At 50.4% G+C, this 13,227-nt stretch carries 15 protein-coding genes and 1 riboswitch; all 15 genes read right to left on the bottom strand.

Annotated elements, in window-relative coordinates:
- Positions 1-57: 57 nt before the first annotated feature.
- The 15 genes from atpG to ABXS70_RS29015 all read right to left on the bottom strand — a co-directional run bounded on the left by atpG (position 58) and on the right by ABXS70_RS29015 (position 12,944).
- Positions 58-930 (bottom strand): ATP synthase F1 subunit gamma, encoded by an 873-nt coding sequence (gene atpG / locus ABXS70_RS29085; protein WP_342553076.1) that lies wholly within the window; start codon positions 928-930, stop codon positions 58-60.
- A 155-nt stretch (positions 931-1,085) separates the two neighbouring features.
- Positions 1,086-2,600, bottom strand: coding sequence for a F0F1 ATP synthase subunit alpha (gene atpA, locus ABXS70_RS29080; RefSeq protein ID WP_342553077.1), 1,515 nt, complete (start codon positions 2,598-2,600; stop codon positions 1,086-1,088).
- Positions 2,601-2,616: 16 nt separating this feature from the next.
- Positions 2,617-3,165: a F0F1 ATP synthase subunit delta gene (locus ABXS70_RS29075; RefSeq protein ID WP_342553078.1), complete on the bottom strand. Its 549-nt coding sequence runs from the start codon at positions 3,163-3,165 to the stop codon at positions 2,617-2,619.
- Positions 3,162-3,650 carry a F0F1 ATP synthase subunit B gene (gene atpF, locus ABXS70_RS29070; protein ID WP_342553079.1) on the bottom strand — a complete coding sequence of 163 codons (489 nt, stop codon included), beginning with the start codon at positions 3,648-3,650 and terminating at the stop codon, positions 3,162-3,164. Before atpF ends, ABXS70_RS29075 begins: the two co-directional genes overlap by 4 nt.
- 113 nt (positions 3,651-3,763) lie before the next feature.
- Positions 3,764-3,988: a F0F1 ATP synthase subunit C gene (atpE, locus tag ABXS70_RS29065; RefSeq protein WP_090922866.1), complete on the bottom strand. Its 225-nt coding sequence runs from the start codon at positions 3,986-3,988 to the stop codon at positions 3,764-3,766.
- A 74-nt stretch (positions 3,989-4,062) separates the two neighbouring features.
- Complete coding sequence (gene atpB, locus ABXS70_RS29060) at positions 4,063-4,881, bottom strand: F0F1 ATP synthase subunit A (RefSeq protein WP_342553080.1); 819 nt, start codon at positions 4,879-4,881, stop codon at positions 4,063-4,065.
- Positions 4,882-4,928: 47 nt separating this feature from the next.
- Positions 4,929-5,306: an ATP synthase subunit I gene (locus ABXS70_RS29055; protein WP_366292905.1), complete on the bottom strand. Its 378-nt coding sequence runs from the start codon at positions 5,304-5,306 to the stop codon at positions 4,929-4,931.
- Positions 5,299-5,553: an AtpZ/AtpI family protein gene (locus tag ABXS70_RS29050; protein WP_110895634.1), complete on the bottom strand. Its 255-nt coding sequence runs from the start codon at positions 5,551-5,553 to the stop codon at positions 5,299-5,301. Before ABXS70_RS29050 ends, ABXS70_RS29055 begins: the two co-directional genes overlap by 8 nt.
- 186 nt (positions 5,554-5,739) lie before the next feature.
- Positions 5,740-6,897, bottom strand: a complete 1,158-nt coding sequence (gene wecB / locus ABXS70_RS29045) for a UDP-N-acetylglucosamine 2-epimerase (non-hydrolyzing) (protein WP_342553082.1) — start codon at positions 6,895-6,897, stop codon at positions 5,740-5,742.
- 39 nt (positions 6,898-6,936) lie between these two features.
- Positions 6,937-7,566, bottom strand: a complete 630-nt coding sequence (upp, locus tag ABXS70_RS29040; protein ID WP_342553083.1) for a uracil phosphoribosyltransferase — start codon at positions 7,564-7,566, stop codon at positions 6,937-6,939.
- 470 nt (positions 7,567-8,036) lie between these two features.
- Complete coding sequence (glyA, locus tag ABXS70_RS29035) at positions 8,037-9,284, bottom strand: serine hydroxymethyltransferase (protein WP_342553084.1); 1,248 nt, start codon at positions 9,282-9,284, stop codon at positions 8,037-8,039.
- Between the two features lie 218 nt (positions 9,285-9,502).
- Complete coding sequence (locus ABXS70_RS29030) at positions 9,503-10,096, bottom strand: TIGR01440 family protein (protein ID WP_342553085.1); 594 nt, start codon at positions 10,094-10,096, stop codon at positions 9,503-9,505.
- A gap of 142 nt (positions 10,097-10,238) precedes the next feature.
- Positions 10,239-10,320: riboswitch (ZMP/ZTP riboswitch) on the bottom strand.
- Between the two features lie 97 nt (positions 10,321-10,417).
- Positions 10,418-10,990: a low molecular weight protein arginine phosphatase gene (locus ABXS70_RS29025; RefSeq protein WP_342553086.1), complete on the bottom strand. Its 573-nt coding sequence runs from the start codon at positions 10,988-10,990 to the stop codon at positions 10,418-10,420.
- A gap of 63 nt (positions 10,991-11,053) precedes the next feature.
- On the bottom strand, positions 11,054-11,614 hold the full coding sequence (locus ABXS70_RS29020) for a manganese efflux pump MntP family protein (protein ID WP_342553087.1): 561 nt from the start codon (positions 11,612-11,614) through the stop codon (positions 11,054-11,056).
- 238 nt (positions 11,615-11,852) lie between these two features.
- Positions 11,853-12,944, bottom strand: a complete 1,092-nt coding sequence (locus ABXS70_RS29015) for an L-threonylcarbamoyladenylate synthase (protein WP_366296810.1) — start codon at positions 12,942-12,944, stop codon at positions 11,853-11,855.
- Positions 12,945-13,227 lie beyond the last annotated feature (283 nt).

Below are 13,227 nucleotides of genomic sequence, written 5' to 3'. Positions count from 1 at the left end.
AAATAAATTTCCGTTCGTTCATTTTTGCAGTGCAAGCCTTCATTAAATAAAAAACGGTTAGCCTTGTGCTGCGTTGGCACCTGCCACAATTTCCGTAATCTCCTGCGTAATCGCTGCTTGACGGGCACGGTTATAAGTCAATGACAGATCATTAATGAGCTTCGATGCATTTTTGGTTGCATTACCCATTGCCGTCATTTTCGCACCCAGCTCACTCGCTTTACCATTCAGCAGTGCACCGTAAATCAATGTTTCCGCATAACGCGGAAGCAGCACTTCCAGCACAGCTTCAGCTGACGGTTCATACTCGTAGCTTGCAGTCGGTCCATCCGCAGCAGTTAACTCAGGTGTTTCCATAGGAAGAAGTTTTTCCACCGTTGGAATCTGGGTCAACGCATTTACAAAGCGGTTATAACAAATGTACAATTCATCAAATTCAGCCAGTTCATATCCGCGTACCGCTTCATGAGCGATCGATTTGATATCGGCGAATGCAGGTGAATCCGACAGATCGGTTGTCGTTGAAGCCATAGCAATTTCACGCCGTCTGAAATAGTCGCGCCCTTTACGTCCGATAACGAACAATTCATAGTCGTCCTGGGAGTTGTGACGCTCTTTTAACGTCTGGTTCACCTGACGCAAAATATTAGCATTGTATCCGCCCGCAAGACCACGGTCCGACGTAATGATCAGATATGCTGTCTTTTTCACCGGACGGCTGTCCAGCATAGGATGCTGAATCCCCTGCGTGCTTGATGCAATACTTGCCACAACTTCTTTCAGCTTCTCTGAATAAGGACGGGCAGCCTCTGCTTTTTCCTGCGCTTTACGCAGTTTTGCAGCGGCAACCATCTCCATTGCTTTGGTGATCTGCTTTGTGCTTTGTACGCTTTTAATTTGCCGCTTAATTTCGCGCATGCCTTTTGCCATGATTTCACCACCTTAAAGTTTTGACAAAGTCAAAACTACATCGTAAGCCTAATCCTACTTTGGCAGAGCCAAAGTTACTTCATAAAGTATCGCTGCAAGTTACACATGCAGACATGCGGAATCGGTTAAACAACTCCGCAGCTGCATGGATCTATTTAGACAGAGACAGCGAAGCTCTTTCTGAACTTCTCGATTGCATCTTTAAGTGCATTTTCGTTGTCTGGTGTCAATTCTTTCGTATCACGAATGGACCCGAGGATTTCCCCGTGATTGCTCTCCATAAACGCAAGGAACTCACGCTCAAAACGAGTTACATCACCTGTCGGGATTTCATCCAGATATCCTTTAACTGCAGTGTACAAGCTGACAACCTGTTGTTCTACAGGCAGCGGCTGGTTAACACCCTGCTTTAGGATTTCCATCATGCGTGCGCCACGGTTCAGACGAGCCTGCGTGGATTTATCCAAGTCAGAACCAAATTGGGAGAACGCCTGCAGCTCACGATATTGAGCGAGGTCGAGACGCAGGGAACCTGCAACCTTTTTCATCGCTTTGATCTGTGCAGAACCACCGACACGAGATACCGAGATACCTACGTTAATCGCTGGACGCTGTCCTGCGTTAAATAGGTCGGACTCCAAGAAAATTTGACCGTCTGTAATCGAGATTACGTTGGTCGGAATGTATGCAGATACGTCGGAAGCCTGTGTTTCAATGAACGGCAGAGCGGTTAAAGAACCACCACCAAGTTCATCATTCAGCTTCGCAGCACGTTCCAGCAAACGGGAGTGCAGATAGAATACGTCACCTGGATAAGCTTCACGGCCCGGAGGACGGCGAAGCAGCAAGGACAACTCACGGTATGCTGCTGCTTGTTTTGTTAAGTCATCATATACAACCAGCACGTGCTCGCCTTTGTACATGAAATACTCACCCATCGAACAGCCGGAGTATGGAGCAATGTACAGCAATGGTGATGGATCGGAAGCGGATGCCGTTACGACGATCGTATATTCCATTGCACCTCTACGGCGCAGTGTTTCTACGACCTGAGCAACAGTGGACTGCTTCTGACCGATAGCCACATAGATACATTTCATGCCGCTGCCTTTTTGGTTCAGGATCGCATCGATCGCAATCGATGTTTTACCTGTTTGGCGGTCACCGATGATCAACTCACGTTGTCCACGACCGATTGGAACCATTGCATCAATCGCTTTGATCCCTGTTTGCATCGGCTCATGAACCGATTTACGATCCATAACGCCTGGTGCTTTACCTTCTACCGGACGGAATTCCGTTGTAGCGATTGGCCCTTTGCCATCCACCGGAATACCGAGCGGGTTCACAACGCGTCCGATCAATGCTTCGCCAACAGGCACCTGCATGATCTGACCTGTACGTTTAACTTGGTCGCCTTCACGGATATCCGAGTAAGGTCCCAGGATAACGACACCAACGTTGCTCTCTTCCACGTTCATGGCGAGGCCCATTACACCGCTTGGGAACTCAACCAACTCGTTGGACATGACATTCTCGAGTCCGTATACACGGGCGATCCCGTCACCAACCTCAATAACTGTACCAACTTCGACTACATCGATATCGGTCTTGTATTGTTCGATCTGACTCTTAATTAATGTACTGATTTCTTCTGGTTTGATACTCAAGTGTCCTCACCCCAATCTACTGTACTCGTCTGTTAAAAGACTGCTCAAGACGTTCGAGCTTGCCAGCCAAGCTGCCGTCATAGATCGTATCGCCAATGGCGACTTTCAATCCGCCCAGCAGTGCAGGATCAACAATGTTCTCGATACGGATCTTTTTATTCACACGGCCTCCGAATTCACGGGCTACCGCTTCTTTCTCTTCTTCATTCAAAGCATAAGTCGAATATACACGTGCATCAGCGATGCCAAGGGAATCCCCTTCGATCTTCACGTAGTCATTCAACAGTTCGTTCAACAATTCCACGCGGCCGCGCTCAATCAGAAGCAAAACCGTGCGAAGGACAGGTTCGGACACTTTGCCATCAAGGCTTGCATGAAGCACATTACGCTTCGCTTCATCAGAGATATTCGGAGAAACGATAAACTTCATAATCTCTTGATCTCCGGTCAATCCGCTGACAACAGCACGCAGTTCCTGTTCAACTTCAAGCACTTGCTGCTGCTGAAGAGCAACTTCGAACAATGCTTTTGCATAACGCTTGGCAACAATCGTATCGCGGCTCATTGTCGGCCCCCTACCTCATTGAGGTATTGGTTCACAAGTTCCTCTTGTGCTGGACCGTTCTCAACTTCTTTTTTGATCAATCTGGAAGCAATCTGTACGGAAGCAGTACCCAGTTCGCTGCGAAGTGCGGCAACTGCTTTGTTCTTCTCGCTCTCGATTTCACGTACTGCATCGTCTTTGAGACGAGTCGCTTCAGCTTTGGCATCAGCCAGGATGGATTCAGCCTGCTTGCCGCCCGTTTGTCTGGACTGTTCAATAATGTCGTGAGCTTCTTTGCGCGCTTGTTCCAGAGCCTGTTTTTGCTCCTCCACATAAGCAATCGCCTGTTCCCGAGTCTGAGCAGCCTCATTCATCTGGCTCATCACGAGTTCACGACGCTTTTCCATGATGGAGAACAACGGACCGAAAGCGTAGCGGCTAAGCAGCCAGTATAGAATCAAAAATGCGATAATCGCAAGAATCGTGTTTTCCCATAAGAAATTCAATCTGTTCACTCCTTCCTGGAGGTATCCTAAAAACATTATCCCTTACAGGACAAGTTCTAGCTAAAAAGAAGGCGCGGAGGGCTCCAGCCTTCCCCGCCGTACTGAGTTATGAATTAAGCAGCACCGTAGAACATGAACGCGAGTACCACACCGATGATCGGCAATACCTCGATCAGACCTACCCCGATAAACATTGTTGTTTGCAGTGTGGATTTCGCTTCTGGTTGACGAGCGATCCCTTCCACCGTTTTGCTGATTACCATACCGTTACCGATACCTGCGCCGAAAGCGCCCAATCCTGCAACAATTGCTGCTGCGATTAATGCCATTGCTCCCATTTGTATATCCTCCTTAAAATTATAAATCAATTTTATTGTTCAGCCTGATGGAGAAGTCTCCGCAGGTCTAAAACTTAATGTTCTTCGTGCGTTTCGATGGTCTGTGAAATGTACACCATCATCAGAATGACGAAAACGAAGGCCTGAATTCCGCCGATAAAGATACTGAACCCCTGCCATACTGCAAGCAGCGGAATTGCGAAGATTGCGCCCAGCACTTTAAAGCTGGTCAGTTTGAGGATGGTTGCAATCAGCACCTCACCCGCAAAAATATTTGCAAACAAACGCATGCCGTGCGTGAGCAGCTTGGACGCGGTCTCGATCAGGTTAATCGGAAGGAACAACGCGTACGGCTGCACATAGTGCTTCAGGTAACCTCTGGTGTTCTTAAACAATCCAAGTCCATGTGCTACGAGGAAGGCTACAAGAGCTAGTCCCATCGTTACGGACAAGTCAGCTGTCGGTGATTTGAACCAAGCCAGCTCGATGTGCGGATGTGCTTCCGGGTCCTTGGCATGAGCCTTTTCATAAGCTTCAACCGCCGTGACGATTGGTTTCCCGAACACAGTAGCCGATTCGACACTCTTGACTTCGGTAACCGCCTGAAACGGAAGCCCAAGCATATTACCTACGAAGATGAACAAAATCATCGTAAGCGCGAGAGAAATAAAGTGTTTGCCTTTCTTCATGTCCATGGTGCTGGATATCAGATTGCGAACAAACTCAACGGCCCACTCCATAAAGTTCTGCAGCTTTCCCGGATTATCCACAGACAGATTCCGTGTAGCGATGATGGCAAAAATGAAGACAATGGCGCCGGTTACAATCAACATCAACAGTACGGACAAGTCCAGATGAAATCCACCAAGCATAATCACTGGAGCTTCATGCATATTTTTTTCTCACCCCTTTCTCTACGTGAAAGCTGCGACACTCAAAATCACTCTGCTTTGCGGGACATGATGATCCCTATAATCAATAAGGAAAATTGCGCAATGGCCAGACCGCCTGCAACCGCATATGTATTGAAGTACTGCGGAAAGCGCATCGATATGTAAATACCGAGCACAGCGAGCGCCGCTCTTGTCAAAAATCCCAGGTTCACACGCTTCAGATTACCTTCTGCCGCATCATCGGACATCTTCCTTACCTTGTAGCCCAGGTAGAATGCGTTAATCAAACTGATGATCACGCCCAAGGCCAGTCCCAAAGCAATCGTCTCCAAACGAGGTGCGAATGCAGCCGTTAGAAAACAAATCATGAGTACGTACATGACGGAAACGGTCATCCATCTGCGATATCTGGCTAGTTCACTCATCACTTTCCCCCATGAATTTTTTAGCAATAAAGTAAATGCTTACCCCACCTGCCGCAAGAAAAAAGAGAACGCTTACGGCGATCCATATTCCGCTTCCTCCAATGGTTTTATCCAACCACGAGCCAGCGTAATATCCGGCAACAGCGAGCAAGGCAATCTCGATTCCAAAAGCTGTCACGAGCCCCATTGCTTTCCATACCTTATCATCATGGTTACGGGATGAATTTGGTTTGTTCGAATCGGCCATTTTCCACGCCACCCTTGCAATCCCAGTTAATTTTACTGAATGATGAGAGTCTTTGTCAATTGATTGATTTTAGCGTTTTAAAGGGAAAAACGACGGGTCTACAGCCTAATAAAGTCCATAAACCCGCGTAAACCGTACAGTTTAACTGTATGCTATCCCCTTCGTAAATCCAACAGAAAATGTGAATTATTTTTTGAACTTTCTGTGAAATGATTCCGGACGTTCGCTTTTCACGCCGAAATGATGCAAAATCGCATTGACAATTCTTTCCGAAGCATGTCCATCACCGTATGGGTTGGCAGCTTGACTCATGCTTGCATACAGTGTTTCATCTGTAAGCAGCGCTCTGGTCCGTTCATATACACGTTCTTCTTCCGTCCCTACCAATTCCAACGTGCCGGCCTCAATGCCTTCCGGGCGCTCTGTCGTATCGCGCAGTACAAGAACAGGCACACCAAACGAAGGTGCTTCTTCCTGCAAACCGCCCGAATCGGTCAGGATCAAGTGAGTGTGCGGGTAAAAGTTATGCAAATCCACTACGTCTAGCGGATCGATTAACTGTATACGGGGATGATTCCCCAAAATCGCGTGAGCCGGCTCCTTCACAGCAGGACTAGGGTGCACCGGGTACACGATGGCAATATCTTCGAATTCGTCAGCAATCCGTTTGACGGCGTTGAAAATGTTGCGGTGAGGCTCGCCTTGAGATTCGCGGCGATGAGCAGTCATCAGCACCAGGCGCTTGCCTTGTGCCCAATCCAGTACCGGGTGCTTGTAATCCTCCCGTACTGTATATTGAAACACATCCGTTACCGTGTTGCCTGTGACGTAGGTACTAGACTCCGGTTTATTTTCCTTGGCAAGATTGGAAGAGGACCAGTCCGTCGGTGCAAAATGCAAATCAGCCAGAACGCCCGTCAATTGACGGTTCATCTCTTCCGGATACGGCGACAGCTTGTTCCACGTCCGCAGTCCAGCTTCCACATGTCCGACCTGAATCTGCTGTAAAAACGCTGCATAACTGGCTACAAAGGTAGTCAATGTGTCCCCGTGAACGAGTACAATATCCGGCTTCGCTTCACGCAAAACCGGCTCCAGACCGCCAAGAACACGAATGGTGATCTCGTTCAGGGTTTGACGATCCTTCATGACATCCAGATCATAATCGGGATGAATGTCGAAAACTTCAAGAACCTGATCCAGCATCTGGCGATGCTGCGCAGTTACGCAAACAATCGACTCAATAGACTCGGGATGTTTCTGCAATTCCAGAATAAGCGGAGCCATCTTGATGGCTTCCGGACGCACCCCGAAAATAGTCATCACTTTAATTTTGTTGGACATTCGAGCAAAGCCCCTTTTCTAATCCGCATGAAAATATGCTTATTTCGTTCCGTACAGACGGTCTCCTGCATCGCCAAGTCCTGGCACGATATATCCGTGATCATCCAGACGGTCGTCCAGTGCAGCGACATAGATATCTACATCCGGATGCGCATCCTGTACTGCCTTTACGCCTTCCGGTGCTGCTACCAGGTTCATCATTTTGATCTGCGTGCAGCCGCGTTTTTTGAGCACGTCAATGGCTGCAATTGCCGATCCGCCTGTTGCGAGCATCGGGTCAATCACAATCAGCTGACGTTCAGTTACGTCTGTAGGCAGTTTGGTGTAGTATTCAACCGGCTGCAGTGTTTCCGGATCACGGAACAAGCCAACATGTCCTACTTTTGCCGCTGGCAGCAGCTTCACCACGCCATCCAGCATGCCCAGTCCAGCGCGCAGGATTGGTACGAGTCCCAGCATACGGCCGGAAATCACTTTTCCTTTGGTTGCTGCTACAGGTGTCTGTACGTCGATGGATTCCAGTTCAACGTCTCTTGTAATCTCGTAAGCCATCAGCGTCGCTACTTCATCAACCAATTCACGAAAATCTTTCGTATTCGTACGCATGTCGCGTATAAACGTCAGTTTGTGTTGAATCAGGGGGTGATCACATATTACTAATTTTCCCATTAAATTGTCCCTCCGGTAAGTTCTTCATGTGTTAAGCATTTCCAAATATACCTAGCCGTCATTCACAGGCCCGATAAATCCTGTATATTATATCATCACCCACACTGAATTACACCATCAAAGGGCACCTAATCATTACAGAATAGCAAATCATACAAAAACAGGACCGGAAATTGATCCATCCGGTCCTGTTTGCTCGTGCTGTTATGTCACTTGAATGCTCAAAATACGTGTGAACACTAAAGATGCTCTTTTGTAATACAACACCACTCCGCCACCAGAATGCTCCTTCGATCGCCGTTATCCCCGAATTTTATGAATCACCTTAGGTAGGTAAAAATCCGGGGATAAATGCGAGCGCTTCGCTTCTACGGCCTCATTCTGCTCACTTCGTTCCTCTGTATTCCATTTTAACAACCTTCAAAACCAAACAGCACGAGCAGTGTTTTTCAGCAGTTGAAGTAACAGTCCTAGTATTTAAGGTCTGTGTACAGCGGGTATTGATCTGTCAGGGCCGTTACTTCTGCGCGAGCCTGATCAAGCGTTGCTGTGTCTTTTGGATTTTTAAGCGTCTTGGCAATGATCTTACCGATGGCTGCCATCGCTTTCTCGTCCATACCGCGGGAAGTCGCCGCAGGTGTACCGATACGGATACCGCTGGTGATGAACGGACTTGTCGGGTCAAACGGAATCGCGTTTTTGTTCACGGTAATACCGATAGAGTCAAGCACATGCTCTGCTTCTTTACCTGTGATATTCACGCTGCGAGTATCGATCAGCATCAAGTGGTTATCTGTACCGCCGGATACGATGTTCAATCCTTCGGCGATCAATGTTTCAGCGAGCACCTGTGCGTTTTTCACTACGTTTTGCGCATACGTTTTGAACGAAGGCTGCAGAGCTTCACCAAAAGCTACGGCTTTCGAAGCGATCACATGCATCAAAGGTCCGCCTTGGGAACCCGGGAATACAGCTTTATCAATGGCAGCTGCCCAGGATTTGCGGCATAGAATCATACCACCGCGTGGTCCGCGCAGCGTTTTGTGTGTTGTCGTCGTTACGAAGTGTGCATGCGGCACCGGGTTAGGATGCAGTCCGGCTGCAACAAGTCCTGCGATATGCGCCATATCGACCATGAACAGCGCGCCAACATCATTGGCAATGGACGCCAGCTTTTCAAAATCAATCGTACGCGGATATGCACTTGCGCCTGCTACGATCAGACGAGGGCGGTGTTTGAATGCTGCTTTGCGAACTTCATCATAATCAATGAGGAATGTATCTTCCTGTACGCCGTAAGCAACGAAATTGTACAGCAAACCGGAAGCATTAACCGGACTACCATGCGTCAAGTGACCACCATGCGCCAGGTTCATCCCCAGAACGGTATCGCCAGGCTTCAAGGCTGCCAGATATACAGCCATGTTCGCTTGTGCACCGGAGTGCGGCTGCACGTTCGCATGTTCTGCACCAAACAGTTCCTTGGCACGATCACGCGCGATATCTTCAACGATATCAACATGCTCACAACCGCCATAGTAACGTTTGCCCGGGTAACCTTCAGCATACTTGTTAGTCAATACAGAGCCCATTGCTTCAATTACCGCTTCACTTACGATGTTCTCGGATGCGATCAGCTCAATGTTGTTCTGTTGGCGTTTCAGTTCAAGATTCATCGCTTCCAATACTGCAGGGTCATTCTTGCGCAATTGTTCCATGATTAAATTCCTCCTAGATTATAATGAAGTTATAAAGCGAGCTTTCAGGTTACACGCCTGACTTCGATTGCATCACCATCTTACGATCACTGTTATCCCCAGATTTCTTTGAGCCCCTTTTGACAAAGAGAAAATCCGGTGATAAACGTGAACGCGCTGCTTCTCCAGATTGGTGCTGCACTCTCCGTTTACGTGTAAACATCATTTCGCTTTATACGTTAGTCACAAAAGGTTGAATCAGGCTGCTCTTCCATACGATATACTGCCCGTTCGCCGCCAATCAGCTTCGGACGGGTAAGTGCTGCGGTCACACGAGCCTCACCAATATAGCGAAGCGATGTACGGAAAGGAACCGCAACATGACGCAGATGCATGCCAATCATCGTCTCCCCGATATCCAGACCTGCATGAGCCTGAATATGCTCAGCCAGACACGGATCGGACAGTGATCGATAGGCAGTCGATGCCATGGAACCACCAGCCTTTGGTACAGGTACTGCACCAACCTCTGTCAGTCCGAGACGCTCAAGCAGCGCACGTTCCATCACAAGCGCCCGGTTCAGGTGTTCGCAGCATTGGAATACGGTATGGAAACCAAACTCCGTCTGCACCTCGTGAATACCCGCAAGCAGCTGCTGCGCTACGTCCACTGCACCGCTTGTTCCAATACGCCGACCTGCAACCTCGCTTGTACTTGTGCCAATGACAACAATGTGTCCGGCTCCAAGCTTTCCGGCAAGTGCCAGTTCACGCAGGATCGATGCGGTCTGCTGCTGCAGTCCAGGTTGTTCCGAATCCAATTCAATCGTCATCCTATCGCCTCCCGATAAAATCATGCCTGCTGCCTCGTGCTGCTTTCTCCTCTGCATACGCTCATGGCATTTCAGGTACTATTATAGCGAAAAATCAGACGAAAGACGAAAAAAAGAGCAGTCTGCGGGTATCGCAGAATTGCTCTTTTGCCCAGGCGACCGGCCGTTTGTTCCGGTGCTCCATTGTGGTTGTGCCCACTTCGTCGCCAGTTACACCGGATCCCTGTTTTCCCCTTCATCATAAATCAACCCTACTCTAAAATCAACGGTTAATTTACATCTGATGTTCTGTTTCTATATCTTGTCTATCTTTGCCGAAATTTACTCAAGCTTATCCAGAAGCCGCGATAAAGCTGTCCGTATCTCTGCTGCAGCGATATTGTAATCATCCCGACTCCCGCCAAACGGGTCCGAGATATCAAAGCTCGGTATACGTTGGCGGATCTCAATGGCGCGCTCCCGCTCGGATGCCAAAATCTCCTGCCCCAGTGCACGCTTCATCTCCAGTGTCGCGTACAGGCTGTCCAATTCCTGCAGGTCCTGCAGCACCTGCTCATCATTCTCCACATACTCTTTCAACGTATAGGTCTTCTGAATGGAATCCGGAAACACCTGCATCACATGCTGCTTATGACTCCGGGTTAATGTCAGAATCAGATCGGCCCAATCGACCAGCTCTGCGCTGAGCTGTGTGGAATGGGACGGTCCCTCCGCACTATGATCCTTCAACACCGCTTCGGCATGACGCGAGATCGGCATTCCCGACGCTGCGGCTACACCCGCAGAACGAACATGCACCTCAATGCCGCGCTCGGATGCCAGTTTTCGCAAAAGCCCTTCTGCCATGGGGCTGCGGCACGTATTGCCTGTACATACAAATAAAATATGTTTCATTGTGTTAGCCTCCCCATTAGATCAAGATGTGATATGCCTATCGTATCGTTCGCACGTTTTATTTTAAAATATAAACAAAAGTCCAAAGGCAAGCAAGATGGCTCCGCCTACTGCCTCACCGTAATCCCCCAGATTCTGACTTACCCGGCGTCCCAGCAGCAGCCCCAAGATGGACATCAACCCGCCGCAGAAACCGAAGGCCAGAATCGTCAGAACAAGATCGCTGCTGAACATGCCCAGCGATACGCCAACGGAGAATGAATCTACGCTGACACTGAGTGAAAATAAAATAATACCCAGTAAAGAGCGGTGATCCACCAGCTTGGTTTCCCCTTCGCGAAACGCATTCAAAATCATATGACCGCCCAGCAGCACAAGCAGGCCGCCTGCCGCATAATTCGTAATATCACCCAGCAAGGAGCTCATATACTTGCCCATATACATGCCCGCAAGCGGCATGATGATATGGAACAGCGCCGTGACCGTACTGATCTTCAACACGTCCCGCAGCCGTATGCCCTTCATGCCAATTCCGATACCGAGCGAGAACGCATCCAGCCCAAGCGCAACGGCCATAATCAGAATGGTTACCAACTGCCCCACATGAGCAGACACATCCCACATCCTCATTCCCCCAAGTCGCATAAAGGTTCTTGTACACGATATGCGGACAAGAACTCAAACATGACGGATGCGGGGAAACTGGAAGGAAGAAGTGTTGATGCAGCATTCCGATGAGAAAAGGCAGGTCAAGGCTTGCTCGCTGTATGAAAAAGCAATCGGTTGTCACGTTAAACGCGGCGTCTGTCTGCGGAGCGTCGGGTCTCCTGATCCGGTGGTCAGGAGCGTTCAGGTGGGCAGGTCAGCCAACTTGGATGAGTTGGTTGCCTGCCGCCTTGAGCAGCCGATTCATGACGGCTGCTCCCAGCCCTTCGCGCGAGCAGGCTTCCGCCACAATATATGTGGCTCCCTGCTCATCGCAGCTGCGCAGCGCGGCGTACAGCCTGCGCGCAGCTTCCTGCAGCTCGCTGGCGTCGCCCAGCGAGAATACGGCATCGGCGCGGTACTGCTCCGCGTGCTCGGCGAACGCCAGCACCGCGGTGCGCTCTCCGCGCTGCGCCGCCTCTGCGAGAGCGGCGCGGGTCCAGGCCGCCACCGCTTCGGGCGGCCCCTCAACCACGCACAGCGCTCCTGCGGGTGCGTAGTGCGTGTACTTCATGCCCGGCGAGCGCGGCGCCGGGCTGGTGCTGTCGCCACCGGCCCCCTCGGCGAGAAGCGCCGGGTCCGTGGCGACACGGGCGGCCACGGCGGACAGTTGCTCCGCCGTGATGCCGCCCGGGCGCAGGATGGTGACGGTACCGTCGTCACCGGCCTGCACCACAGTGGACTCGACGCCCACCCCGGTGGGGCCGCCGTCCACAATGCCGCCGATGCGGCCGTCCAGATCCTCCCGCACATGTGCGGCGAGGGTCGGGCTGGGCCGCCCGGAACGGTTGGCGCTTGGCGCAGCCACAGGGCATGCTGCCGCTGCGATGAGCGGCAAAGCCACCGGGTGGTCGGGCATGCGCACGGCCACCGTATCCAGCCCGGCGGTGACGCGCGGGGACACCGCCCCTGGCCTAACCGGCAGCACCAGCGTAAGTGGACCCGGCCAGAAGGCCGTGATCAATGCTTCCGCTGTCTCGTTAACCTCAGTGACCAGTTCCTGCAGCTGGTCACGATGCGCGATATGCACAATCAGCGGGTTGTCGGAAGGCCGACCCTTGGCGGCAAATACCGCTTCCACCGCTTCTGTGCTCCGCGCATCTGCGCCGAGACCGTAGACCGTCTCGGTCGGGAAGGCCACGGTTTCTCCTTGACCCAGGCAGGCTGCCGCTGCCTGCAGGTCAGCAAGCGCCGCTTCACGGGCGGCGCTCCCCTTTTTCACACTGGAATACAGGGAAATCTCCTGCATATCTTCTGCTTCACTTTGTTCCTGCAGCAGCGCTCTGACATCCCAAAAGGCTGTGTTATGTCCACCCTGGGCTGTACCTGCCGCCTCGTTGACCAACTTATCCTCTAACGAGTGATGCTGCATAGATTCATGCTCTCTGTTCATATATATCATCATCCCTAAACTTCAAGTAGGTTCAATTTCAGTACATATTAGTATAGCATATCTGTCACGTTTCAGGTTTGATCGAGCCATAAGTACGCTCCCCTTCACAGCCTCGTTCCTAAAAAAGAAGCTCTCTGCA

Source organism: Paenibacillus sp. AN1007 (genome assembly GCF_040702995.1).
GTDB lineage: Bacteria > Bacillota > Bacilli > Paenibacillales > Paenibacillaceae > Paenibacillus.
The sequence above is the reverse complement of the archived record's forward strand: the minus strand, read 5'-3'. Positions and strand labels throughout refer to the sequence as shown.

Excerpts from the sequence above, each read along its gene's own strand:
- atpB (WP_342553080.1), bottom strand. The coding sequence starts at position 4,881 with ATGCATGAAGCTCCAGTGATTATGCTTGGTGGATTTCATCTGGACTTG.
- ABXS70_RS29055 (WP_366292905.1), bottom strand. The coding sequence starts at position 5,306 with ATGAGTGAACTAGCCAGATATCGCAGATGGATGACCGTTTCCGTCATG.
- atpG (WP_342553076.1), bottom strand. The coding sequence starts at position 930 with ATGGCAAAAGGCATGCGCGAAATTAAGCGGCAAATTAAAAGCGTACAA.
- glyA (WP_342553084.1), bottom strand. The coding sequence starts at position 9,284 with ATGGAACAATTGCGCAAGAATGACCCTGCAGTATTGGAAGCGATGAAT.
- ABXS70_RS29025 (WP_342553086.1), bottom strand. The coding sequence starts at position 10,990 with ATGAAACATATTTTATTTGTATGTACAGGCAATACGTGCCGCAGCCCC.
- ABXS70_RS29075 (WP_342553078.1), bottom strand. The coding sequence starts at position 3,165 with ATGAGCCGCGATACGATTGTTGCCAAGCGTTATGCAAAAGCATTGTTC.
- wecB (WP_342553082.1), bottom strand. The coding sequence starts at position 6,897 with ATGTCCAACAAAATTAAAGTGATGACTATTTTCGGGGTGCGTCCGGAA.
- ABXS70_RS29015 (WP_366296810.1), bottom strand. The coding sequence starts at position 12,944 with ATGCAGGAGATTTCCCTGTATTCCAGTGTGAAAAAGGGGAGCGCCGCC.
- ABXS70_RS29020 (WP_342553087.1), bottom strand. The coding sequence starts at position 11,614 with ATGTGGGATGTGTCTGCTCATGTGGGGCAGTTGGTAACCATTCTGATT.
- ABXS70_RS29030 (WP_342553085.1), bottom strand. The coding sequence starts at position 10,096 with ATGACGATTGAATTGGATTCGGAACAACCTGGACTGCAGCAGCAGACC.
- upp (WP_342553083.1), bottom strand. The coding sequence starts at position 7,566 with ATGGGAAAATTAGTAATATGTGATCACCCCCTGATTCAACACAAACTG.
- ABXS70_RS29050 (WP_110895634.1), bottom strand. The coding sequence starts at position 5,553 with ATGGCCGATTCGAACAAACCAAATTCATCCCGTAACCATGATGATAAG.
- atpE (WP_090922866.1), bottom strand. The coding sequence starts at position 3,988 with ATGGGAGCAATGGCATTAATCGCAGCAGCAATTGTTGCAGGATTGGGC.